At 72.5% G+C, this 23,580-nt stretch carries 20 protein-coding genes; 9 read left to right on the top strand and 11 right to left on the bottom strand.

Annotated features, from left to right (window positions below; genetic code table 11):
• Positions 1 to 440: 440 nt before the first annotated feature.
• From ACWDYF_RS27475 to ACWDYF_RS27460, 4 genes are all read left to right on the top strand, one after another.
• A complete protein-coding gene (locus ACWDYF_RS27475; RefSeq protein ID WP_381741494.1) occupies positions 441 to 797 on the top strand; it encodes a MerR family transcriptional regulator in 357 nt (118 codons plus the stop codon).
• A 79-nt stretch (positions 798 to 876) separates the two neighbouring features.
• Entirely contained in the window at positions 877 to 1,233 is a 357-nt protein-coding gene (locus ACWDYF_RS27470; RefSeq protein ID WP_026252451.1) for a hypothetical protein, read from the top strand.
• Between the two features lie 276 nt (positions 1,234 to 1,509).
• The gene (locus ACWDYF_RS27465; protein WP_381741492.1) at positions 1,510 to 1,974 is read left to right on the top strand and encodes a nuclear transport factor 2 family protein; all 465 of its coding nucleotides are present in this window, start codon (positions 1,510 to 1,512) and stop codon (positions 1,972 to 1,974) included.
• A gap of 73 nt (positions 1,975 to 2,047) precedes the next feature.
• The gene (locus ACWDYF_RS27460; RefSeq protein WP_389468117.1) at positions 2,048 to 2,833 is read left to right on the top strand and encodes an alpha/beta fold hydrolase; all 786 of its coding nucleotides are present in this window, start codon (positions 2,048 to 2,050) and stop codon (positions 2,831 to 2,833) included.
• Between the two features lie 103 nt (positions 2,834 to 2,936).
• Here the strand turns inward: ACWDYF_RS27460 and ACWDYF_RS27455 are convergent, their stop codons facing one another.
• From ACWDYF_RS27455 to ACWDYF_RS27425, 7 genes are all read right to left on the bottom strand, one after another.
• Positions 2,937 to 3,821, bottom strand: coding sequence for a GH25 family lysozyme (locus tag ACWDYF_RS27455; RefSeq protein WP_389468114.1), 885 nt, complete (start codon positions 3,819 to 3,821; stop codon positions 2,937 to 2,939).
• A 369-nt stretch (positions 3,822 to 4,190) separates the two neighbouring features.
• Entirely contained in the window at positions 4,191 to 5,690 is a 1,500-nt protein-coding gene (locus ACWDYF_RS27450) for an MFS transporter (RefSeq protein ID WP_389468111.1), read from the bottom strand.
• 31 nt (positions 5,691 to 5,721) lie between these two features.
• A complete protein-coding gene (locus ACWDYF_RS27445) occupies positions 5,722 to 7,269 on the bottom strand; it encodes an MFS transporter (protein ID WP_389468108.1) in 1,548 nt (515 codons plus the stop codon).
• Positions 7,270 to 7,479: 210 nt separating this feature from the next.
• On the bottom strand, positions 7,480 to 8,721 hold the full coding sequence (locus ACWDYF_RS27440) for an epoxide hydrolase family protein (RefSeq protein WP_389468106.1): 1,242 nt from the start codon (positions 8,719 to 8,721) through the stop codon (positions 7,480 to 7,482).
• Between the two features lie 79 nt (positions 8,722 to 8,800).
• Positions 8,801 to 9,259: a nuclear transport factor 2 family protein gene (locus ACWDYF_RS27435; RefSeq protein ID WP_018567288.1), complete on the bottom strand. Its 459-nt coding sequence runs from the start codon at positions 9,257 to 9,259 to the stop codon at positions 8,801 to 8,803.
• 272 nt (positions 9,260 to 9,531) lie between these two features.
• Entirely contained in the window at positions 9,532 to 10,515 is a 984-nt protein-coding gene (locus ACWDYF_RS27430) for an alpha/beta hydrolase (RefSeq protein ID WP_389468103.1), read from the bottom strand.
• Between the two features lie 175 nt (positions 10,516 to 10,690).
• Positions 10,691 to 11,767, bottom strand: a complete 1,077-nt coding sequence (locus ACWDYF_RS27425) for a helix-turn-helix domain-containing protein (RefSeq protein ID WP_381736516.1) — start codon at positions 11,765 to 11,767, stop codon at positions 10,691 to 10,693.
• A 126-nt stretch (positions 11,768 to 11,893) separates the two neighbouring features.
• On the opposite strand from ACWDYF_RS27425, the gene ACWDYF_RS27420 reads away from it, so the two are divergent.
• Both ACWDYF_RS27420 and ACWDYF_RS27415 read left to right on the top strand, forming a co-directional pair.
• Entirely contained in the window at positions 11,894 to 12,853 is a 960-nt protein-coding gene (locus ACWDYF_RS27420; protein WP_389468100.1) for an alpha/beta hydrolase, read from the top strand.
• A gap of 75 nt (positions 12,854 to 12,928) precedes the next feature.
• Positions 12,929 to 13,891: an alpha/beta hydrolase gene (locus ACWDYF_RS27415; protein ID WP_018567292.1), complete on the top strand. Its 963-nt coding sequence runs from the start codon at positions 12,929 to 12,931 to the stop codon at positions 13,889 to 13,891.
• Between the two features lie 67 nt (positions 13,892 to 13,958).
• Here the strand turns inward: ACWDYF_RS27415 and ACWDYF_RS27410 are convergent, their stop codons facing one another.
• The gene (locus tag ACWDYF_RS27410; protein ID WP_381736519.1) at positions 13,959 to 14,474 is read right to left on the bottom strand and encodes a MarR family winged helix-turn-helix transcriptional regulator; all 516 of its coding nucleotides are present in this window, start codon (positions 14,472 to 14,474) and stop codon (positions 13,959 to 13,961) included.
• A gap of 196 nt (positions 14,475 to 14,670) precedes the next feature.
• On the opposite strand from ACWDYF_RS27410, the gene ACWDYF_RS27405 reads away from it, so the two are divergent.
• Positions 14,671 to 15,912 (top strand): FAD-dependent monooxygenase, encoded by a 1,242-nt coding sequence (locus ACWDYF_RS27405; RefSeq protein ID WP_389468091.1) that lies wholly within the window; start codon positions 14,671 to 14,673, stop codon positions 15,910 to 15,912.
• 223 nt (positions 15,913 to 16,135) lie between these two features.
• On the opposite strand, the gene ACWDYF_RS27400 is transcribed toward ACWDYF_RS27405, so the two are convergent.
• A complete protein-coding gene (locus tag ACWDYF_RS27400; RefSeq protein WP_381736521.1) occupies positions 16,136 to 16,819 on the bottom strand; it encodes a TetR/AcrR family transcriptional regulator in 684 nt (227 codons plus the stop codon).
• 93 nt (positions 16,820 to 16,912) lie between these two features.
• Between ACWDYF_RS27400 and ACWDYF_RS27395 the strand changes: the two genes are divergently transcribed.
• Entirely contained in the window at positions 16,913 to 18,028 is a 1,116-nt protein-coding gene (locus tag ACWDYF_RS27395; RefSeq protein WP_389468087.1) for an FAD-dependent oxidoreductase, read from the top strand.
• A 94-nt stretch (positions 18,029 to 18,122) separates the two neighbouring features.
• On the opposite strand, the gene ACWDYF_RS27390 is transcribed toward ACWDYF_RS27395, so the two are convergent.
• A complete protein-coding gene (locus ACWDYF_RS27390) occupies positions 18,123 to 18,620 on the bottom strand; it encodes a hypothetical protein (RefSeq protein ID WP_389468085.1) in 498 nt (165 codons plus the stop codon).
• A 136-nt stretch (positions 18,621 to 18,756) separates the two neighbouring features.
• Here ACWDYF_RS27390 and ACWDYF_RS27385 point away from each other — a divergent pair, with 136 nt between their 5' ends.
• Positions 18,757 to 22,818 (top strand): nSTAND1 domain-containing NTPase, encoded by a 4,062-nt coding sequence (locus ACWDYF_RS27385; protein ID WP_389468082.1) that lies wholly within the window; start codon positions 18,757 to 18,759, stop codon positions 22,816 to 22,818.
• A 10-nt stretch (positions 22,819 to 22,828) separates the two neighbouring features.
• On the opposite strand, the gene ACWDYF_RS27380 is transcribed toward ACWDYF_RS27385, so the two are convergent.
• Positions 22,829 to 23,242 (bottom strand): DUF6355 family natural product biosynthesis protein, encoded by a 414-nt coding sequence (locus ACWDYF_RS27380; protein WP_389468077.1) that lies wholly within the window; start codon positions 23,240 to 23,242, stop codon positions 22,829 to 22,831.
• Positions 23,243 to 23,580: the final 338 nt, after the last annotated feature.

Genomic DNA, 23,580 nt, shown 5'->3' with positions numbered 1-23,580 from the left:
CAGGCGACTCTTCCGGAAGCAGCAGCACGAAGCTAGCGGCACCTGGGCCTGAAGAAAATCTGTCGTGGCTGGAGTAGACATTGGCTTGGGGGAGGGTTAGGGTTTTGTCCGTAGCCCAGAAGTCGAAGAGCGATGGATCGATGGATCGTTCGAAAGAGGTCAATCGAAAGAAGTGAAGAGGTAAAGAGGTAAGGAGCGAACGCCATCAGGATCGCCCGGGTGAGGAGGAAGACCACCCGGGTACCGCAGACCCCGGATTGGAAGGTGGTCCCCGGTCACGCATCCGCGATCCCCGCAGCCCCGCCCCTCCGGGCGGAGCGTGCGGACAACGAGAACCGGCGAAGTCGGCCGGTAGACGGTGGTGAAAGCTCGGGGCCCGAGCGCCGGTCGGCGCTCGGGCCCCCCGACGCGTCCCCCGGAAGAGCCGGAAGAAGAGGTCTATGCCCCCTGCCCGTCCCCGTCCTGCCCACCCCCGACCCGCCGTCACCCCGCTCGACGACGACGACTACCCCGCCTACACCATGGGCCGGGCCGCCGACATGATCGGCAGCACCCCCGCCTTCCTGCGCACCCTCGGCGAACACCGGCTGATCACCCCGCTGCGCTCCGGCGGCGGCCACCGCCGCTACTCCCGTTACCAGTTGCGCATCGCCGCCCGCGCCCGCGAACTCGTCGACGCCGGTACCCCCGTCGAGGCCGCCTGCCGCATCATCATTCTTGAGGACCAGCTCGAAGAGGCCCAGCGCATCAACGAGGAACTCCGGGCCGCCCGCGCCCGGCCGAAGCCCCCGTCCTGACCGGAACGCGTCCTTGCCACCGGACCGGTGACGACACCACCCATGCCACCGGGCGTGCCGGTGCATAGAATTCGATCTCATGTCGAAGCCTGACGAACTGATCATTGACATCGCCGCCCTTGTGGAGTCGGGGCAGAGCAACCAGATGTCCCTGACTGTGGTCGCCGGTGGTGCTGTCATCACCGGCCGACTGGCCCCCGAAGCCGTATGGAGGCAGCGGGTGTCAGAGGTGCTGACGGACTCCGCGCGCCTGGGCGAGTTCTCCGCCGTCTTCGACGTCCCCGCGAAGAAGGACGGCCCGCCCACCCATCTGCACTTCCACGTCGCCCGGATCCTCCAGGGCACGGTGGGCATCCCGGAGACGGGCGGCATGTACCGCGTCGCGATCGAGGACGTCACCGCCTGGACCGTCGGCGACTTCAGCTACTCCGACTGACCGGCCCGCCACCCCGTCCCTCTCGGCCCCTCTCGGCCCCTCCCGGCCCCTCTCGGCCCCTCCCGGCCCCTCCCGGCCCCTCCCGGCCCCTCCCGGCCCCTCCCGGCCTCTCTCGGCACGCAGCAGCCGCCGGGGCCCGTCCGGTGTCCACCGGCCGGGCCCCGGCGCTCCACCGGGACGGCCGTGTGCACCCGCCGGTTTGGACTTGAGGGTCCAGAAACTTCCTCCTAGGGTCACGGGTCCGAGGACCACAGGGCTCACCAGGAGGAAGCTCCGATGAACGCGGACAAGGACCTGATCCAGGACAGGATCGACATCGTCGAGACACTCGCCCGCTATGTGCGCGACGTGGACGACCACGAGGTGGAGAAGGTCGCCGACCTGTTCACCGCGACCGGAGCACTCCAGATCCACACGCGGACCGGACGGCAGCCCTACCAGAAGCTCGGCGAGGCGTTCGTGGGCCGCGAGGGGCTCCGCGAACTGGCGAAGAGCTGGCCGCGCGAGCGCGTCGCCATGCACCGGACCTCCGATCACATCGTGCGGATCGACGGGGACGGCGCGGAGCTGAGCGCGCGCTTCATCGTGGTGGACCTCACCGACGACCGCCGGATCGAGGGCAGCGGGATCTCCGCGTACACGGTGCAGTTGGGCGGCCAGTACGAGGCCACCCTCCTGAAGGCCGACGGCGAGTGGAGGTTCACCCGGCTCGACATCCGCATCTCCGGACCGCTGGGCTGACACCCACCGGCACATCCACCGGCACACCTCCCGGCGGTCCGGGTGTGCGCCGGCCGCGTACGATGGGGCCGACATGAGTGACACACATATCCAGCTCCACGGCGGTCTGGCCGGTGATCTCCACGGCGACCCGGACGACGCCCGTCCCCCGCTGGTCCTGCTGCACGGCCTCACCTCCGACCGGCGCCTGTGGGGACCCCTGCTCGCCGAACTCCCCGAGGGGCGCCGGGTGCTGGCCCTGGACCTGCCCGGCCACGGCGGCTCCCCGCGGAGCGCCTCCTACACCCCGGACGCGGTGGCGGCGCTGCTGCACCGGGCCATCACGTCGGCCGGTCTCGACAGGCCCGTGCTGGCCGGTCATTCCCTCGGCGGTCTGCTCGCCACGGTCTACGCCGCCGCACATCCCGCGCGCGGTGTCGTCAACATCGACCAGCCCCTGCTGCCCGGTCCCTTCGGCGAGCTGCTGCGCGGCAACGAGGCGCTGCTGCGCGGCCCCGGCTACCTCCGGCTGTGGGAGCGGCTGACCGCCGGCATGGGCATCGACACGCTGCCGCCCGCGGCACAGGATCTGGTCCGCGACGTCAGCACGCCCCGGCAGGACCTGCTGCTCGGCTACTGGCACGACATCCTGACCCGGCCGGAGGACGAGATCCGCGAACGCCGGGAACAGGACCTGACCGCTCTGCACACCCGCGGCGTCCCCTACCGGCATGTGAGCACCGGCGAGGTCCCCGAGCCCTACCGTGTGTGGCTGCGCTCCGCCCTGCCGGGCGCGGTCTTCACCGTCCTGCCCTCCGCCGGGCACTTCCCGCACCTCTCCCACCCCCGGGAGCTGGCCGCCCTCATCGGCGCGGGCTGAACGACGGGCCGTCGGCCGCCGGAGACATGTGCCGCCGACGGCCGGTCGGTGTGTGCGAGGATCCCCGTCACAGGGTGTGTCACGGAGTGTGTCACAGGGTGTGTCACGGTGTGTTGTTGGCCAGGGCCAGCAGACGGGAGCGGTCGGCGCTGAAGCGGTCGCGGTCGACGTTGCCGGAGACACCGCTCACCGCGCCGGTGGAGGTGTACTGCCACACGGTCCAGAACGGGAAGCCCTGCGGGATGCTGGGACTCGCGGCGGAGGTCCAGTGGGCCACCCACAGCGGGCTTCTGGCGGACATGCCGGTCCAGCCGCCGGTGCAGGAGTTCCACCAGCTCGGGCTGGTGTAGATCACCACGTCGCGGCCGGTGCGGGCCTTGTAGGTGGTGTAGAAGTCGAGTATCCAGGACTGCATCGCCGCGGGCGTCTTGCCGTAGCAGCTGCCCTCGATGTCCAGCACACCCGGCAGCGTCAGGTTGTCGCGGGACCAGGCGCCCCCGTTGCTCGCGAAGAAGTTCGCCTGCGCCGCGCCACCGGACACGTCGGGCCGTGCGAAGTGGTACGCGCCCCGGATCACACCGGCGTTGTAGGCGCCCAGGTAGTTGGTGCTGAAGGTGGGGTCCTTGTACGAGGTGCCCTCGGTCGCCTTCATCCAGGCGAACTCGATGCCCGCGCCGCGCACCGACTTCCAGTTGATGCTGCCCTGCCAGACGGAGATGTCCACGCCCACCGGATTCGCCAGGAGCCCCGTCTCCGGCGCCGAGTCGAGGGCCAGTTGCCGGGTGTCGGGCTGGAAGTCCTTGGCGTCGCTGACGTAGCCGACGCCCATGTAGCCCTTGCCCAGGGGGACGGCGGCACCGGACGGCAGCGGCGCCGGGGACGCGGTGCCCGACAGCAGCCCGAGCGTCAGTGCGGCGGTGGCGCCGAGGACACCGGCCGCGGTGAGTCCGCGCCGGGCGGATGCGGGGATGAGTCTCTGGGGGAACAAGGCTTCCTCCTGCTCGGTGGGGGGGGAGAGAGAGAAGGACCGCGGTGGCGGGGAGTGGTCCTCCGGTGTTCTCCGTGCTCTCTGTGTTCTTCGTGTTCTCCGGGCGGGGTCTACGCGCGTCTACTTGTCGCGAACACGTCATAGTGAGCCATAGAAACGCATGCGCGGTAAACAGTTTTCCGGTGTGCTAGTGGTCTGGACCTGTTCTCGCTCCGGTGAGCTGCGGAAACGGACCGGCATCGGCCGAACTTTCTTCCGGTGGCGGGCGGTTCGCCTCGGCGGAGGTCCGGCCGCGCCGACCGGCGGCCACGACGGACGGCCCCGGTGGTCCGCGCGTCGGATCCGGCGGCGGCATCGGGACCGGTGGGCTCAGAAGGAGCGGGGCTGGTCGGCGAGTTCGGGCGCACGCTCGTCGGCGGTCCTCTCCTCGGGCCGTGGGCGGGGGTCCGCCTTGGCCGGGATGAGCAGGCAGGCGAGGAGTCCCGCCGCGGCGGCCGCGGCGAGCAGGACGAACACCGTTGTGTAGCCGCCCTCGTCGGGGAAGCCGCCGGTGCTGGTGCGGGAGGCGAGGACGGTGGCAACGACGGCGGCGCCCACGGCCCCTCCGATGGTGCGGATGTTGGCGTTCATCCCCGTCGCCGCGCCGGTGTGCTCGGCGGGAACGGCGTGCACGACGACGACGGAGAGTGCCGAGAGGCCGATGCCGAAGCCCACGCTCGCGACCGCGGTCCCGAGCGCCACCTGCCAGGCGCTGGCGTGCAGGACGGCCAGCAGAAGGAATCCGGCGACGGTCGGTACGGAGCCCGCGACGAGCAGTGTCTTCGTCGGCACCCTCCGGGCGAGCGGTCCGGCGGCGAGTCCGGCGAGGAACTGGGTGGCGGTGGCGGGAAGGAAGAGCAGGCCCGCCGCCGTGATCGACTCTCCCAGGCCGTACCCGGTGCCGGTGGGTGTCTGGAGGAAGGACGGGATGAACCCGAACGCCGAGTACAGCGTGACTCCGAAGAGGAACGACGCGAGGTTCGCCGTCCACACCGGCCGCAGCCGGAAGACCCGCATGTCGATCAGCGGGAAACGGGAGCGCGTCTCGACGGCCACCCACGCGGCAGCGGCCACGAGCGCGGCGGCGAACAGGCCCAGGGTCCGCACTGATCCCCAGCCCCACTCCTGCCCGAGGCTCAGCGGCAGCAGGAGCAGCACGAGGGCGGCGGCGAGCAGGAACCCGGCCGGCCAGTTCATCCGGCCGCCCGCCGCCGTGGTCCCGGTGTCCGGGACGGTCAGGAGCACGGCCAGGACCATGATCCCGTTCGCGATGGCGGGCAGCCAGAACAGCCAGGGCACACCGAGCCCCTCGATGATCGGGCCGGTGACCAGCACACCGATGGCGCCGCCCACCGAACTGACGGCCGCGATCAGCCCGACGGTGGTTCCGACCCGGGCCGTGGGCAGCAGATCGCGGACGATCCCGAAGGCGAGCGGCAGTGTGGCGCCGCCCGCGCCCTGGAGCAGCCGCCCGAGGACCAGCACGGGCAGGCTGGTCGCCAGCGCGGCGACCAGGCTTCCGGCCGTCAGCAGCAGCAGGACCGCGATCAGGATCCGGCGCTTGCCGACCTGATCGCCCAGGCGGCCCAGGACCGGGGTCAGGACGGCGCTGGAGAGCAGAAACGCCGTGAGCACCCAGCTGACCCCGAGCTGAGTCGTGTGCACATGGCCGCGCAATGCCTCCAGGCCCGGATTCACCATCGACTGGACCAGCGCGTAGGACACCGCCGAGACCGACAGCACCACCACGACGGACCGGCCGCGCGATGTGGCGGACGGTCCGTCGGCAGGTCCGGAGGACCCGGACCGGGGAGAGTTATTGGACTTCATGGTCCAACTATCGGCAGTCAAGATAGGACTGTCAAGTCCAGTCTTGGCTGGGCGCGGGGCCCCCGCCCTTCGTGGGTGTGGGTGTGAGTGTCGCTCCGGGTGTGGGTGCCGCTTCGGGTGTGAGTGCGGGTCCGGGTGTGCGGGCGGCGGTGGGGCGCGGGACGGGGAGGTTGACGAGGAAGAGCGAGACGAGGGCGGCGGCCAGGAGGGAACCGGCCGCCCAGAGGTAGGCGCTGCGGTAGCCGTGCACGAGTGCGGTGGCGTGGGCGGCGCTCCCGTGGGAGGCGAGGTATCCGGCGGTGGCACCGGTGGCGATGGTGTTGAGCAGGGCCGTACCGATGGAACCCCCCACCTGCTGCGAGATGTTGATCATCGCCGAGGCCACTCCCGCGTCCTCGGCCCCGACACCGTGGTTCGCGAGGCTGGTGGCCGGCATCAGCGCGACTCCCAGGAAGAGGCCGAGACCGAGCTGCGCGACCAGCAGGACGGGGCTGTAGGAGCTGCCGGTGTCGAGCAGCAGCAGGAGCAGGACGGAGAGGGCGGCGCCCAGGTATCCGGCGGTCATGACCGTCCCCGCGCGCAGCCGGGTCAGGAGCCGTGAGCTGAGCCAGGCGGCGCCGGTGGCCTGGGCGGCGACCAGCGGCAGGAAGGCGATGCCGGTACGGGCGGGGGAGTACCCCTTGACGGTCTGGAGGTAGAACGTCAGGAACAGCGACACACCGTAGAGGCTGAGCAGTCCGAGGGCCGCGGAGAGGTACGCGCCGAGCCGGTTGCGCTCCGTCAGGATCCGCAGGGGCAGCAGGGGGTCGCGGCGGCGGGCCTGGAGCAGGGTGAAGACGGCCAGCAGGAGCGCGGCGGCGGTGAACGTGCCGAGCGTGACCGCGTCGGCCCAACCGCGGTTCTGCGCGAGGGTGAAGCCGTACACGAGTGCGGCGAGGCCCACCGTGGCCAGCACCGCGCCCGGGATGTCCAGCCGGGCCGTGCGGTCGGCCCCGCTGCCGTCATCGACGTACTTGAGCGCTCCCACGAGGGGGACGAGCGCGAGGGGGACGCTGACGAGCAGCGCCCAGTGCCAGTTGAGGTACTGGGTCAGCAGACCGCCCAGCAGCAGTCCCACCGCGCTGCCGGACGTGGTGATGGCGGCGAACACCCCGAAGGCGCGGGCGCGTTCCCTCCCGTCGGGAAAGGACAGCGAGATCAGGGAGAGGACGGCCGGGGCCAGCAGCGCGCCGAAGACACCCTGGAGCGCGCGGGCGGTGAGCAGCAGCCAGGTCGCGGACGCGACCCCGCCCAGGGCGGACGCGGCGGCGAAGCCGACGAGTCCGACGAGGAAGACGCGCTTGCGGCCCCAGAGGTCCCCGAGCCGGCCGCCGAACAGCAGCAGCCCGCCGAAGACCAGGGTGTACGAGGTGAGCACCCACTGCCGTCCGGCGTCGGAGATGTGCAGGTCGGCCTGGGCGGAGGGGAGGGCGACGTTCAGGATCGCCGCGTTGACGATCACGATGAGCTGGGCGGCCGACACGAAGACGAGGGCGAGCCAGCGCCGCCGGTGGTCCGGGGCGGCGACAACCTGAGACATGGGACATCCAAGGGCCTGGGCAGGGGACGGGGGAGGGGGGCAGGTCGCCTGCCCGGCGGTGGAGGTGCGGCTGCGGAGGTACGGCGGTGGTGTGTCGCGGAGACCGCGGGTCCTGGCCCGGTCCGGTCTGGTCCGGATCGGTCTGATGCTGTCCGGGCCGGTGCGGCACCGGACCAGGATCAGGACCGGGACCAGGACCCGCGGGAGACCTCACCGCAGGTTCCGGAAGGTCTCCCGGATGTCGGTCACGAAGGCGTCGGGGTTCTCCCAGGGACCGAAGTGACCGCCCTCCGCATGTGCCTTGACGTTGACCGGGTTGAACCAGGGGCGGCTGGGGCCGTTCTCGAAGGCGGCGACGCGCTCCTCGGTCGTCCGGACGCCCGGCGGGTAGGTGTCGCCGAGCAGGAGGCTGAAGCCGGCCGGCGGCTCGACCTGCGGGTGCCGGTCGTGCTCGGGCTTCCACGGGTGGCGGACGGCGTTCTTGTAGACCCGCATCGACGAGCCGATCGACTGGGTGACCCAGTAGATGGTGGCGTTGGTGAGGATGAAGTCCCGGGGGAACACCTCGTCGAACTTGTCGCGGTTGTTCTTGTCGCTCCACTTCTTCCACCGCTGGAGGAGCCAGGCCAGCATGCCCACCGGGGAGTCGTTGAAGCCGTGGGTGACGGTCTGCGCATCCAGCATGTGGACCGCGACGTGGGAGGCGAGGGTCGCGTCGAAGCGCAGCAGGTCCTCCCGCAGGAGCGGCGAGGCGTCCTTCGGGATGGTGTTGCCCTCGGTGATGTCCCAGTAGCGGTCGTTCTGGAAGATGCCGGGGAAGAGGTCCTGGCCGTAGTGCAGCCCGATCACACGGTCGGCGTACTTGTGGCCGAGCTGGCTCTGCACCAGGGCGCCGTAGTCGGTGCCCGCGGAACCGTACTTGTCGTAGCCGAGCACGTCGGTCATCAGGGTGTCGAAGATGTCGGCCATCTTCCAGTAGTTCATGTCGCCCCGGCCGACGGGCGTGGAGAAGCCGAAGCCGGGCAGGTCGGGCACGATCACGTCGAACGCGTCCGCGGGATCGCCGCCGAAGGAGGCGGGGTCGGCCAGCGGCCGGATGACCTTGTTCCAGAAGTTCCCGATCCACGGCCAGCCGTGGTTCAGGAGGAGCCCGATCGGACGGGGTCCCTTGCCCGGCTCCCGCACGAAGTGCACCGGGGTACCGTCCAGTTCGATGCGGTGCCGCGTGAAGGTGTTCAGCTCCTTCTCCACCGCGCGCCAGTCGAACCCGTTCGCCCAGTACTCGACCAGCGGCTTGATGTAGGCGGTGCTCAGACCGTAGTACTCGGTCTCGTTGTCCAGGTCCGGCGCGAAGCGCGTCGCCTTCAGGCGCGCCTTCAGGTCGTCCAGGACGTCCTGCTGGACATCGATCGTGTACCGCTCCAGCGAACGGCCCTTGGCGTTGTCACTCATGATGTGTGTGTCCTCTTGTCTCGTTGGTGTCGTCTTGTCGGCTGTCGGCGAAGTGCGCGGAACCGGGTGGGGCGCACGCTCAGTAGGTGAAGTCCATGTGCAGCCGGGTCTGTTCGAGCTCCGCGATGTACCAGGAGCCGTCGAGCGCGACGAACCGGCCGCGGTAGTGGCCGTATCCGTGCATCCCCTTGAAGGGGAAGTCCGCGGGCGGTTCGATGCCCTCGGGACGGATGATGAGGTCTTCCATCGCCCACACCCCGTGGGCCGACGTCGCCGAGTCCACGTCGACCTCGGACGAGAACAGGTGGTGGATCAGGGTGTCCTCGGGGGTGTTGGCGGCGGCGAGCTTCGCCGCGATGTCCTCGCGGCCCTCCATCCGCAGCCAGGGTGTGCCGTCCGGCTTGTACGGGGTGTAGGTGCCGTCCGGTGCGAACAGGCCGGCCAGGTCCTGCCAGCGGTGGTGGTCGGCGTAGCGGGCGTAACGGGCCATGAGCCGGCGTACGTCCTCGGTGATCGCCAGTCGTTCTACGGCGTCCATATCAGGTGTGTCCTAGGGGAAATGCGACTGAGGTATTCGACGGTTCTACGGGTTCTACGGGCTCGAAGGAACGGGAGTGGACCGGATCCGGGCATACGTCACCGGACGTCGATCATTTCGTTCTCGGAATCGAGCCGGGCGAGGGGTCCGGGAATTCCGGACAGCCCGCGAGAAATTCGGACCGGCATTTTGCGGTCCGGAGCCGGACTCACGCTTGAGCCCGCGCTCCAGGCACTCCAGGCGCTCTAGGCGCTCTAGGCGCTCTAGGCGCTCTAGGCGTTCTTGTTGTTCTCGGAGTTCTCGGGGTTCTCGACGCGCAGTCCGCGGCGCAGCGCGTCCGTCATTTCCGCGACCATTCGGATGCTCACCCCGGCCTGCGGGGCGAGCTGGGCCGAGCCGTGGAAGGTGCCGGGGAAGTGGTGGATCTCGGTCGGCACCCCGGCGGCGATCAGCCGCTGGCCGTAGATCAGGTCCTCGTCGCGCAGCGGGTCGAACTCGGCCGCCGTGATGTAGGTGGGGGGCAGTCCGGACAGGTCCTCGGCGCGCGCCGGTGCCGCGTACGGGCTGGTGTCGTCGCCGCCGCGGAGCCCCTCGCCGCCGAGGTAGTAGTCCCAGCAGACCTCGGCGTTGTGCCGGTTCCAGCCCGGTACGTCGGTGAAGGTCCGCATGGAGAGGGTGTCCAGGCGGTCGTCGAGGGCCGGGATGCCGAGGTACTGCATGACCAGGGCGGGGCCGCCGTGGTCACGGGCGTACAGGGCGAGGCCCGCGGCGAGGCCCGCGCCGGCGCTCTCCCCGGCCACCCCGATGCGCTCCGGGTCCACGCCCAGCTCGTCCGCGTGGGCCGCGAACCAGGTCAGGGCGGCGTAGCAGTCCTCGATCGGGGCGGGGAACGGGTGCTCGGGGGCGAGCCGGTACTCGACCGACGCCACGACCGCGCCCACCTCGGCCGCGATGCGCAGCGTCTCGTTGTGGAAACCGGCGACACTGCCGATGGCGAATCCGCCGCCGTGTATGTAGAGAAGGCCGGGAAGCTTGCCCTTGTGGCCCGCCGGCGTGTAAATGCGCACGCCGATCTCGGGGGCGCCGTTCAGTCCGGGAACGGTGATGTCACGGAAACTGACATCGGTCGTCTGCTCGGCCGCGTCGAATGACATCAGTTCGGCTTCCGCGGCGCGCATCTGCTGCACATTGGTGTAGTCGATGCCCGCGAGGAGAGAAAGCCACGGGGCCAGTTCGGGGTCGTATGCGTACGTCATTTCCGGTGTCCTCCTTGGTTGGTGTTCACCAGTTTCCAGGAACAACCGGAGGTCGCACAGCCGACGCGTGGTGGCCTCTCGGCACCGGAATCCGCCAAGTGTCGGATGACATCTCGTGCGCAGGCGGAATGACGCGAGGACCCCGAAGCCGGGCGCTGCTCGGTGCTGCTCGGTGCTATTCGGCCGTGTCGCGCAACTGCCGCAGCAGGATGGCGAGTTCGAGGCGCAGCCGACCGGCGGGAGCGCCGAAGGAGAAACCCAGCCGGGTCTCGGCGTGGGCGAGCCGGGCCATGACGGTGCTGTGGTGCCGGTAGACCTCGGCGGCGGCCTTGCGGGCCGAACCGGTCGCGCAGTAGGCGGTGAGTACGGCCAACGTGTCCGCGCCGTGCTGCTCGTCCGCGAGCGAGTCGAGTGCGGCCACGTCCGCCACCTGAGCGATGTCCTGGCCGCGCAGCCGGGCCGCGATGGCCGCGAACGCCCCCAGCTCCCCGGCCCGTACGACGGCGGGGAAGAGCGCGTCCAGCGTGGCGAAACGCAGTGCGGTGCGGGCCTGTTGCCAGGCTTCGGGCGCGTCGATCACGGGCAGCGGGTCGCTCACGCCGACGCGCATGCCCTTGGCCGGCAGATCCGGCAGGTCCGGCGGCAGCGAACGGGTCAGGACGGCGTGCACCCGCCCGAGCGAGGCGGCCCGCACACCCGGGCTGCTCTCGCCCAGCGCGGCGAGGAAGCCCTTGACCGCCGCGGGTTCGGCGGCCACCGCCATGACGTGCAGTTCGGTGGCCGGTTCGAACCGCATCAGGCGTACGGCCCGCGCCCGCTCGACCTCACCGGCACTGGCCGACAGCGCCAGCTCCACCAGGGCCGCGTCGCCCAGCTCGGGCAGGGGGCCCCGAGTGTGCTCCAGGAGCAGTGCGGCGGCGATCGAGAACCGTTCGAGCACGATGTCGTCGAGGGCGAGCGGCGTCCCGGTGCGTTCGAGCCACACCCGGCTGGTCGGGGAGAGGTCCCGGACGAGGGCGTCGGCCGGTTCCTGGACGTCGGCCAGGATGCGGCCGGTGTGATCGGCGCGCAGGCACACACCCAGTTCGGCGTCGGTGACACCCGCCGAGCACTCGGCCAGCCTGGCGGTCTCCCGCACCAGCGTGCGGAGTGTGACCCGGCCCGAGACCAGTTTGTCGAAGAAACCGATCACGCGCACAGCGTTCTCCGCGTCGGCGTCCAGAGCCGACAGCCGCAGCAACAGACCCTTCATGCGCGGAACACTACGTCATCCGACAACTGGCTGAAACGTGTGACGCATCACCGCCATCCGACGGCTGGCCGGGACCCGCGCGGGTCGCGGAGACTGGCGCCGAGGCACTGACGAAAGAGACCGAGGATGACCTACTCCTTCGATCCCGAACTGGCCGCCTGGGTTTCTCTGCTGTCGGAGGCGGACTTCTCCGAGATCGCACGGGTGCGGCAGGTGGAGGCGCAGCTCACGGGGCTGGCGCCCCGCGAGCGTGCGGCCGCCGTCGACATCCGTGACCTCACCGTGCCCGCGACCGAGGAGGGGCCGGGCGTAGGTGTCCGGATCTACTCGCCCGCCGGCCGGCGGGGCGGCCTGCCGGGGCTGCTGTACATGCACGGCGGCGGGTTCGCCATCGGTAGTGTCGACACCTTCCACGCCGAGACGAGCCACATCGCGGCCGAGGTGGGCGCGGTCGTGGTGTCGGTGGAGTACCGGCTCGCCCCCGAGCATCCGTTCCCGGCCGCGCTGGACGACTGCTACGCGGTGCTGAAGTGGATGGTGGCCAACTCCGATGAGCTGGGGGTGGATCCGGAGCGTATCGGGGTGGCCGGGGAGAGCGCCGGGGCGGGCCTTGCCGCGGGCCTCGCCCTGTACGCCCGTGACCGCGGCGGTCCCGCCCTGGTCATGCAGTACCTCGGCACACCTGTCGTGGACGACCGCCTGGACACCCTCTCCATGCGGGCCTTCACCGACACGCCCGGCTGGAACCGGCACAACGCGGAGCTCAGCTGGGACTACTACCTGGGCGGGCGGGGGCGCCGCGGTCGCGAGGGGGTCAGCCCGTACGCGGCACCGGCGCGCGCCGAGGACCTGTCCGGGCTGCCCCCCGCCTACGTCACCGCCTGCGAGTTCGATCCGCTGCGTGACGAGGACCTGGGCTATGCGCGGCGCCTGGTCTCGGCGGGTGTGCCCGCCGAGGTGCACCACTTCCCCGGCACCTTCCACGGCTCGGCCCAGCTCGCCCCGCACGCCGGGGTGAGCCGCCGGATGATCGCCGAGCTGCTGGACGCACTACGACGCGGACTGCGGGCGGCCGACGGCGAATGACCGTCATATGACGGTGGGCGGGCGTACGCCGGACGCACAGACTTGAGGCGAGGCGCTGAACGAAGGAGATGGCGGATGTCTTACGGTTACGATCCGGAGCTGACCCCTTGGATCGACCTCCTCCCGGACGTGGACTTCGCCGAACTCGACCGGGTGCGGCGGGTGGAGGCCGAGATCATGGAGTTCGGGCAGTACGAGCCGCCCGCACCCGTCGACGTCCACGAGGCCACCGTGCCGGCCTCGGACGGCGCTCCCGAGGTCGGCGTCCGTGTCTACCGGCCCACCGGACGGAGCGGGCGCCTGCCCGGACTGCTGTATGTGCACGGCGGCGGGTTCGCCATCGGCAGCGTCGACGCCTTCCACGGCGAGACGACGCGCATCGCGGCCGAGGTGGGCGCGGTGGTGGTGTCGGTGAAGTACCGGCTGGCTCCGGAACATCCCTTCCCGGCCGCGCTGGACGACTGCTACGCGGCGCTGCGGTGGATGGCGTCGCACGGGGACGAACTGGGTGTGGACCCGGAGCGCCTCGGGGTCGCCGGAGAGAGCTCCGGCGCGGGCCTCGCCGCCGGCCTCGCCCTGTACGCCCGCGACCGCGGCGGCCCCGCCCTGGCCATGCAGTACCTCGGCGTCCCGGTCCTCGACGACCGCCTGGACACCCGCTCCATGCGGATCTTCACCGACACACCCGGCTGGAACCGCCACAACGCCGAGGTCACCTGGGACTACTACCTCGGCGGGCAGGGGCGCCGAGGCGGCGACGACATCAGCCCGTACGCGGCACCGGCGCGCGCCGGGGACCTGTCCGGGCTGCCGCCCACCTACATCACGGCCGGCGAGTTCGATCCCGTACGCGACGAGGACCTGGCCTACGCCCAGCGGCTGATCGCCGCCGGGGTGCCCACCGAGGTGCACGTCTTCCCCGGCACCTTCCACGGCTCCACCCAACTCGCCCCGCAGGCCCGGGTGAGCCGCCGCATCGTCGCCGAACAGATGCTGGCACTCCGCCGCGGCCTGGGCACCGAAGAGGACGAGGACTGATCTCCGCACCGTGGCCTTCGGCGACTGGCGACCTCGTCCCCCCGTTCAGGCAGGCCGGCGGCCGGTCTCAGTCGTCCTCGTCGTCGAGCAGGGCGAGCCGGGCCGTCACGTCGTCGGCGAAGCGGGCGAGGAGGCGGACGAGGTCGTCGCGGTCCTTGTGGGGCCAGTCGGCGAGGGTGTCGGTGAACCAGCCGAGCACGAAGGCGAGATAGCGGTCGACGGCCTCGGCGCCGACGTCGGTGGGTTCGATGAGGCGGGCCCGCGCGTCGTGCGGGTCGGGGATGCGGCGGACGAGGCCGCGCTTCTCCAGGGCCTGCACCTGGCGGGTGATGTGCGGGCCCACGACCTGCATGCGGTCGGCGATCTCGCCGATCCGCAGGGGCCGGTCGGCCGTGCGCAGGGTGACGAGCACGCCCACCGCGGCGCGGTCGCGCCCGAGGCCCGCTTCCTCGGCGGCGCGCTCGACGAGGCGGCCCCGGCTGACGGCGGTGCTGAGCCGGGTGAGCCGGGGCAGCATGGCGAGGAACCCGGGGGACCCGGGGACCCCGGGAGAGCCCGGTGACTCGGGGGGTTCGGCGGACATGGCACCTCCAGTTGCATACCTGAGGTAGGTATCTGTACCGTGGGGGACGGGTCGCCGCCCGCGAGGGCGACGTACGGCCCGCATAAAGATACCTGAGGTACGCATCTGATGCCCGTCCAGTGCTTCCAGTGCGTACCACCCACGTCCCGGCGGTGCCGCCCGCCGCCCGCCGGAGAAGCGAGAGGCCACGAACACCATGAACGCCCTGCACACCACGAACACAGCGTCACGCCCCGCCCGCCGCGTCCTGATCTCCGGAGCGAGCATCGCGGGCCCCGCGCTCGCGTACTGGCTCGACCGGTACGGCTTCGAGGTGACCGTCGTCGAGAAGGCCCCCGCCGTACGCGGAGGCGGCTACGCCATCGACATCCGCGGCACCGCCCGCGAGGCCGTGGAGCGCATGGGGCTGCTCCCGCGCCTGCGCGCCGCCCATGTCGACAGCCGTCGCATCACCTTCATCGACCCTGCCGGAGAGACCGTCGGCGCGCTGCGCCCGGAGCAGATGACCGGCGGCGAGGCCGGACTCGACCTGGAGGTCCGGCGCGGCGATCTGGCCGCCGCCCTCCAGGAGGCGCTGGGCGACCGGGTCGAGTTCCTCTTCGAGGACTCCATCGCCGCGCTGGACGACGACGCGGACTGCGTCCACGTGGTGCTCGACAGCGGTGCCCGCCGCGACGTCGACCTCGTCATCGGCGCGGACGGCCTGCACTCGAACACACGCCGCCTCGTCCTCGGCCCCGAGGAGCCCTTCCACCACTACCTCGGACACGTCTTCGCCGGGTTCACCCTCCCGAACGAGTTCGGGCTCGCCCACGAGGGCGTCATCTGGAACGACGTCGGGCGCAGCGCGGTCCTCTACGCGCACGAGCCGGCCGACCGCGTCCACGGCTTCCTCACCTTCACCCGCGACGTCCCGCCCTTCGAGGCCTTCCGCGACCCGCGCGCCCAGCGCGATCTGGTCGCCGCCCGCTTCCCGGAGCGGGTCTGGCACGTACCGCGGCTGGTGGAGGCGATGGGCGAGGCCGACGACCTGTTCTTCGACATCGTCAGCCAGATCCACCTTCCGGCCTGGTCGCGCGGACGGGTGGCGTTCGCGGGCGACGCCGCACACGCCACCTCGTTCCTGTCCGGCCAGGGTTCGAGCGTCGCCCTGGTCGGCGCCTACGTCCTGGCCGGTGAACTGGCCACGCACACCGACCACACCGCCGCCTTCGCGGCCTACGAACACCTCATGCGCCCCTTCGCCGAGCGCAACCAGGCACTGGCCACCAGCGGCGGCACCATCGTGACCCCGACGACACGCGAGCAACTGGAGTCCCGCAACGCCCTGTTGCGCGACCCGGAGTTCCTGGCGAAGGAACTGGCGACGCCGGGCGCGCAGACGCACAGGGAAGCGCACTCGGGCCTCGTACTGCCGGACTACCCCGGGGCACGGTGACACCGACACCACCGGCGTGCTCCTGCCGCACCGGCACCTCGGCGGGTGAGGCCGCGTCGCCGGTCCGGCGCAACCGCCCCGCCGTCGCCCGCAGTCCGTCGAGCGCGTGCCTGGTCGTCTCGACACGTTCCCCCAGGCACTTGCGGGTCTGCGCCGGGCGGGTGCCGAAGAGGTGGGCGGCGACCGTGGCCCGCGCATCGGCCAGGGTGATCCGGGGTGGGCTTCAGCGCCGGGAGATACGGGCCTCGATGCCGTCGAGCACGACGTCGAGACCGATCCGGAAGGTCTGGTCGGCGTCCAGGTGGGCGGCGTCGTGCACCACCGTGGCCAGCGCGGGGAACCGGCCGGTGGCGAAGGTCCGCCGCAGATAGGGGCCGAGTGCCTCCTGCCACCGCCTCTCGTCCATTCCGGTGGCGCGCTCGGCCCGCCGCTCGGCGACCTCCCGGCGTACCGCGCCGACCGCGTACGCCTTGACGGCGGCGACCACCGGCATGACGTCGTCCACGCCGACGCCGTCCAGCGCGGCCACCACGGTCTCCCCGGTGGCCAGCGCGTGCGGCCCGAGCTGGGGGCGGCCGTCCAGGAGATCGGCGAGCCACTCGTGGGTGTGGGCGGCGTGCCGGATGGACTCGGCGAGCGAGCGCAGCACTTCCCGCCAGCCGTCCCCGGCCGGCCGGATCTCGGCGTGGACGGCGTCGACCATGAGGTCGAGCAGCTCCTCCTTGCTCGCGATATAGCCGTACAGCCGCATCGGACGGACGTCCAGCGCGGTGGCGACCTTGCGCAGCGACACCGCGTCCAGGCCGTCCGCGTCGGCCAGCCGGATCGCCGCCCGCACGATCCGCTCCCGGCTCAACGGCGCCGGTACCGGGCGACTCGGCGGCTCCGGCCTCTCCCACACCAACATGCGGCTCACCATACATCGCATCGAGCGATACAGTGTATCGAGGAGTACAGCGTATCGGGCTGTACTCCAACTGTTTCGAAGGGGGAGGCGATCATGACCACGACCATTGCCATCGTCGGAGCCGGTCTCGGCGGCCTGGCTCTCGCCCGTGTGCTGCACGTGCACGGCATGGAATCCGTCGTGTACGAACGCGAGCCGTCCCGCGACGCCCGGGGCCAGGGCGGCATGCTCGACATCCACTCCGGCCAGCGGGCGCTGCGCGAGGCCGGTCTCCTCGACCGGTTCCACGAGATCGCCCGCGGCGAGGGCCAGGACATGCGGCTGCTCGAACCGGACGGCACCCTGCTGTTCCAGGAGGACACACCCGACGACGCCCCGCTCGCACGACCCGAGGTCGACCGCGCCGACCTGCGCCGCCTGCTGCTGGACTCCCTCCCCGAGCACACGGTGCGCTGGGGGCAGGCGTTCACCTCCGCCGGGGACGGCCTGCTGCACCTCGCCGACGGCACCAGCGCGCCGTACGGCCTGCTGGTCGGCGCGGACGGCGCGAACTCCCGGGTCCGCGCGCTGCTCACCGACGCCCGGCCGCACCACATCGGCCAGAACGTCGTCGAGATGGGTATTCCCGACATCGACCGTACGCACCCCGAGCTCGCGGCGATGGTCGGGCGCGGCAACTACTGGGTGCTCGGCCACGGCATGTCCCTGGCGGCGCAGCGCAACGGCGACGGCCGCGTCCGTATCGGCCTCAGCTTCTACCGCACCCCCGAGGACTGGTTCGCCACCAGCGGCATCCCCTTCGACGACCCGGCTGCCGCGCGGGCCCGGCTGACCGAACTGCTCAGCGGCTGGGACCCGCGGTTCACCGCGCTCGTCGCGGCCTGCGACGACGAGGTCGTACCCCGGTCGCTCACCACCCTCCCGACCGGCCTGACCTGGCCGCCGGCCCCGGACGTCACCCTGCTCGGCGATGCCGCGCACCTGATGCCGCCGGTGGGGGAGGGCGCCAACATGGCCCTGCTCGACGGCGCCCTGCTCGCCCTCGCGCTGGCCGCGCACCCGGACGACTTCCCCGCCGCCGTCAGGGAGTACGAGGACGAGATGTTCGAACGCACCGGCGCGGCCGCCCGGATGTCCGCCAAGATGCAGGAACTGCTGATGTCACCGGACGCCGCCCAGCGGCTGCTGGCGTTCTTCCGGCCCGGTTGAGGACGGCTGAGCACGCTCGGACCTCCTCCTTCTCCCCCCCTCCTCTCCTCCTCCCCTCCTCTTCTTCTCCTGGGGCCCCCGCGCCCCGGGACGCTCAGTCGTCGGCGATTTGCAGGGCCAGCACGAAGTGCCTTCCGTCCGTCGCCGCGAGGAGGCTGTCGAACAGCGGGGTGAGTCCGTTGACCGCGCCGCACGACGCGTCGTGGTTGGTCCACCAGTCGGTTCCTGGACCGAGGAGGGACACCACCCGCCGCGCCGCGCGCCCGGCGGTCTCCGCGGGCAGATGCCGGTGGTCCGGCCAGAGCAGGTCCACGGCCGCGACCCGGGCCAGGAAGGGGACCGCCTCGCCCGCCGCCAGCGGTTCCAGGGCCGCGCGGATCTCGGCGACGGACGGCGGGACGTACCCGCGCAGGAAGCGCCGCCAGGACTCGTCCGCCGCGACCGCGGCCAACTGCGCGCGGATCCGGGCCGCCAGCTCCGGCAGACCCGGTTCCGGCTCGGCGAAGCGTCCGGCCGTCACGTACACCCGCGCCGGAGTGCACAGCCGCGCCATGGCTGCTTCCAGGTCGGCCAGGATTCCCGTGGACGTCACACCGGCATTCTGCCGCAGGGCAGGTGAAGATCTCGTCGACGAACGTCCCCGCAGGTGCCCTCACGTGCCACGCTGCGGTACCGGCGCCGACACGGCCGGAGGCGACGGGAGCGACAGGACCGACGGGAGCGACGCGATGCCACGCAGGGAACGGCCGCTGGACGACGACGGCGGTCCGCTGGTGCGACTGGCCGGGGCGCTGCGGGAGTTACGGACCGAGGCGGGCCGGCCGACGTACCGGGAACTGGCCCGGCTGGCCGGATTCTCCTCCTCGACGCTGTCGGCCGCCGCGGCCGGCCGTCAACTGCCCAGCCTGCCCGTGCTGCTGGCCTTCGTCCGCGCCTGCGGTGCCGAACCCGGGCCGTGGGAGGAGCGCTGGCGCGCCACGGCGGCCGAACTGTGCGGCGAGGACTCCGCCGCCGGCGAGGCGCCGGGCGACCGCCAACAGGCGCCGTACGCCGGGCTCGTCGCCTTCCGCACCGAGGACGCGCCGTGGTTCTTCGGCCGTCGGCGGCAGATCGGGCAACTGACGGAACGGGTGGGCCGCCGCCGGTTCACCGCCGTGGTGGGCGCCTCCGGAGCGGGCAAGTCGTCGCTGCTGCACGCCGGGTTCGTCCCGGCCTGGCGGGCGGAGCATCCCGAGGGGCAGGTGGTGACACTGACACCGGGACCCCACCCGCTGGCAGCCTGCCTGAAGGCACTGCGCGCACCGCGGGCGGCACACCGGAGGGACGCCGGTGCCGGGGACGACGACCCGGTGGGCCGCGCCGCCCTGCGGCTGCTGGGCGACCGGCCCGCGACGGCCGAACTCCTCCTCGTGGTGGACCAGTTCGAGGAGACCTTCACCCTGTGCGAGGAACCCGGGGAAGCCTCCCGCTTCATCGCGGCCCTGCTGGCGGCGGCGCACACGCCCGGCAGCCGGTGCCGGATCGTGGTGAGCCTGCGCGCCGACTTCTACGCCCACTGCACCGACCACCCCGCGCTGGCCGACGTGATGCGCGAGGACCAGGTGCCGGTCGGCGCCCTCACCACGGAGGAACTGCGGCAGGTCATCTGCGGGCCCGCCGCACGGGCCGGTCTGACCGTCGAATCGGCGCTACTGGCCGAGCTGGTGGCCCGCGCCCAGGGGCGGTCGGCGGTGCTCCCCCTCCTCTCCCACGCCCTGCGCGAGACCTGGCGGCGGCGCCGCGGCAACGCCCTGACCCTGGCCGCCTTCGAGGCCACCGGCGGCATGGAGGAGGCCCTCGCCCGCACCGCCGAGCAGGCGTACGACGCGCTCGACCCGGCACGGCAGCGCATCGCCCGCGACGTACTGCTGCGCCTGACCGCCCCCGGCGACGGTGCCGAGGACGTCAAACGCCGGGTGCAGCGAAGCGAGTTGAAGCTGTGCGGCGGCGACCCGGCCCCGGTCCTCGAACACTTCGCCCGCGCCCGGCTGCTGGTCCTGGACCACGACACCGTGGAGATCGCGCACGAGACCCTGATCCGCCGCTGGCCCCGGCTGCGCGACTGGCTCGCCGAGGACCGCGAGGGACTGCGCGTGCACCGCGAACTCACCTGGGCCGCCCGCCAGTGGGCGGCGGTCGGCCGCGACACCGGCGCCCTCTACCGCGGCGTACGGCTGGACCGGGCCCACGCCTGGGCGTCGGCGCGGGACTCCCGTGCCCTCAGCGGCGACGAGCGGGACTTCCTCGCGGCGAGCCTGCGCGCCCGGAGCCGCGAGCGCGCCGCCGCCCTGCGCGAACGGCGGCGGCTGCGCGGCCTGCTCGCCCTCGTGACCGCCCTGCTGGCCGGGGCCCTGGCCGCCACCGGGATCGCGGTCGGCTCCCGGCAGGAGGCCACCCGCCAGCGCGACCAGGCCCGCTCGCAGCAGATGGCGCAGCAGGCCGGTCAGTTGCGCCGGACCGACCCGGCCCAGGCACTGCGCATGGCGCTCGCCGGGTACCGGACACGGCCCACCGCCGCCGCGCGCGGAGCCCTCCTGAGCATGTACGCCACCCCGTACGCACGGCAGTTGAAGGGAGACGTACGGGTCGAGGCGGTCGCGTTCGGCCCCCGGCCCACGCAGGCGGACACGCTGGCGACGGGCGACGCGGACGGCGTGCTGCGCGTCTGGGACACCTCCGGACCGCGCCCCCGCCCCGTGGCCGTCGCACGAGGCCGGACGGCCCTGCGCTCGCTCGCGTTCAGTCCGGACGGCGCCCTGCTGGCCTCGGCGGACGCCCGGGGCGAGGCGACCCTCTGGCTGGTCGGGCCAGGGGGACAGCTCACCCGGCGTGCCGTGCTGACGCCGCGCAGCCCGGCGCGCTTCGACGGCCCCGCCGCGGTGGTCTTCAGCCCGGACGGCCGCCACCTCGCCGTGGCCGGACCCGGGGGCGCCGTCTCCCTGTTCCCGAACACGGTCACGAGCACGGACACACGCACAAGCAGGGACACACGCGCGAGTACGGACACACGCGCGAGTACGCATATGGCCACGGGGGCGGGCACGGACCGTATCGCCCCCCGCGCCACCCTCGGCGACCAGCGCCGCGGCTACCTCCAGTCGGTCGCCGTCGGCGCCGACGGCCGCTCCGTGGCCGCCACCGGTCCGGGCGGCACCGCCGTATGGCACCTCGACCGGGCCTGGACACACCCCGACCGCCCGGTACGGGGGCTGCCCGCCGCCGACAGCCTCGCCTTCGCCCCGCACGGCGACCGCCTGGCCACGGCGGAGGCCGACCGCACGGTGCGGATCCGTGACCTGTCCGGCCGCAGGCCACGCACCACGGCGGAGCTGACCGGCCCCACGGACCGGATCCTCGCCCTGACCTTCAGCCCGGACGGCCGCACCCTGGCCGGTGCGGGCGTCGACCCCACGGTCCGGCTCTGGGACATCGCCGGACCCGCCGACCCGCAGCCCCCCACCGGACCGGGCACCCCCACCGGACCGGCCACCTCCACCGGACCGAGCACCCCAGCCGAGCAGGGCACCCCAGCCGAGCAGGGCACCCCCGCCGAGCAGGGAGCCACCGCCGGAGCGGGCACCCCCGTACAGCGCCCGCTCAGCGGCCACACCGGCTACGTCACCTCGATCGCCTTCAGCCGCGACGGCCGTACGCTCGCCACCGGCGGCAACGACCGCACCACCCGCCTGTGGGACCTCCCGGGCCCCGCGCTGGCCGGGCACTCCAGCTCCGTGTACGCCGTCGCGTTCAGCCCGGACGGCCGCACCCTCGCCACCGGCAGCTACGACCGCACCGTCCGCCTCTGGCGCGTCACCGGACGGCACGAACGCCCCGAGGCCGTCCTCGGCGGCCATGACGCCGCGGTCAACTCGGTCGCCTTCGCACCGCACGGCCGTCTGCTGGCCTCCGGCAGCCTCGACCGCACCCTGCGGCTGTGGGACGTGGGCGGCCCCGGTCCCCCGCGCCGGCTCGCGCGTGTCGTCGCCGGTTCGGACGCGGTCAACGCCGTGGCGTTCGCCCCGGACGGGCGCCACCTCGCCACCGCGGGCGGCGACCGCACCCTGCGGATCTGGGACATCCGCACCCCCGCAAGGCCCCGGCAGATAGCGGTGCGGACCGCCCACCGGGACGAACTGGAGGCGGTCGCCTTCAGTCCGGACGGCCGTACGCTCGCCACCGGCGGCCGGGACCGGACCGTACGCCTGTGGGACGTCGGCCGCCCGGACCGGCCCCGCCCGCTGGCCGTACTGCGCTGCCACCACGACGCGGTCAAGACGCTCGCCTACAGTCCGGACGGGCGCACGCTGGCCTCCGGGGGCGACGACCGCCGGATGTGCCTGTGGGACACCGCCCGGCCCGCCGCCTACCCCCGGCTCCTGGCCACGCGCGGCGACTTCCCGGGCGCGGTCAAGGCGCTCGCCTTCGCCCCCGGGGGCCGCTTCCTCTACTCGGCCTCCGACGACGCCGTACGGCAGTGGGACGTACGCGACCCCGGCCGCCCCGCCGAGTGGGCCGGGCTGCGCGGGCACGCCAAGCCGGTCGACGCGCTCGCCGTGAGCCCGGACGGGCGCACCCTGGCCACGGGAAGCGAGGACTGGACGGCGCTGCTGTGGGACACCGACCCGGACCGGGTGGCCCGCCGGGTGTGCCGGACCACCGGCCCGGACGACCTCACGGCCGCCGACTGGCACCGCTACCTGCCCGGCCTCACGCCCCGGCCACCGTGCCCGGCCGGACCCGCGACGCGCTGACCGCCGGGGCTCACGGCCCGGTGTCACCCGGGTGCGCGCACAGGCCGCCCTGGTAGTTGCTGTCGTACCAGGCGCCCGTGGCGTTCGAGTCCAGCACCGTCTTGCCGGGGCCCACACAGCGGTGGTAGTCGCCGCTGGGCCACATGCGGGTCACCTGGATCCACACGTTGGTACGGGTGTCGCAGTGCTCGTAGAACGGGTGCTCGGTGCCGGGGTTGTTCCAACCGCATCCCGACAGCCGCGCGGTGGACCCGGTGGCGGGTCCGGCCGCCTGGGCGGACGGTGCGACGGCGCACGCCAGTACGGCGGCCAGCGCGGCGGCGGGCAGTGCGAGCAACCGCGCGGAACGCCGGGCCGACCGGGCGCCCGATGCGCGGGCGGTGCCGCCGGTGCCAGTGGTGTCGGTGGAGCTGCTGATGCGCACGTATGTGTCCTCTCGTCCATCCGGTACGGGCCTTTCGACGGCGGCTGGTCGGACCACCGCGGGCCCGCAGGCCCGGGACCCGGTCCGGCCGCGAGTACGGCCGGGCCGTCGGCGTCCCGGGGGCCGTGACCAGTCGAGCAGGCGGCCGCGTTGACCGACAGTGCCGCCCCGATACCGATCAACCCGCCGCGTTGTCCGGCTTCGCGGCCGACGGCCGGGCAACGGCCGTGTCCTGGGCCGCGGTTGTTTTCCGCCGTCCTCCGGGCAACGCTTGCCGTGCTGCCGCTGGTCATCGGTACGATGGCGTCTGATGCCGAAAAGCCGCCAGTCGCCGGTGC

This window comes from Streptomyces sp. NPDC003284, from assembly GCF_053589675.1.
Note: the sequence above shows the minus strand (reverse complement) of the source record. Positions and strands in the feature narration are given on the sequence as shown.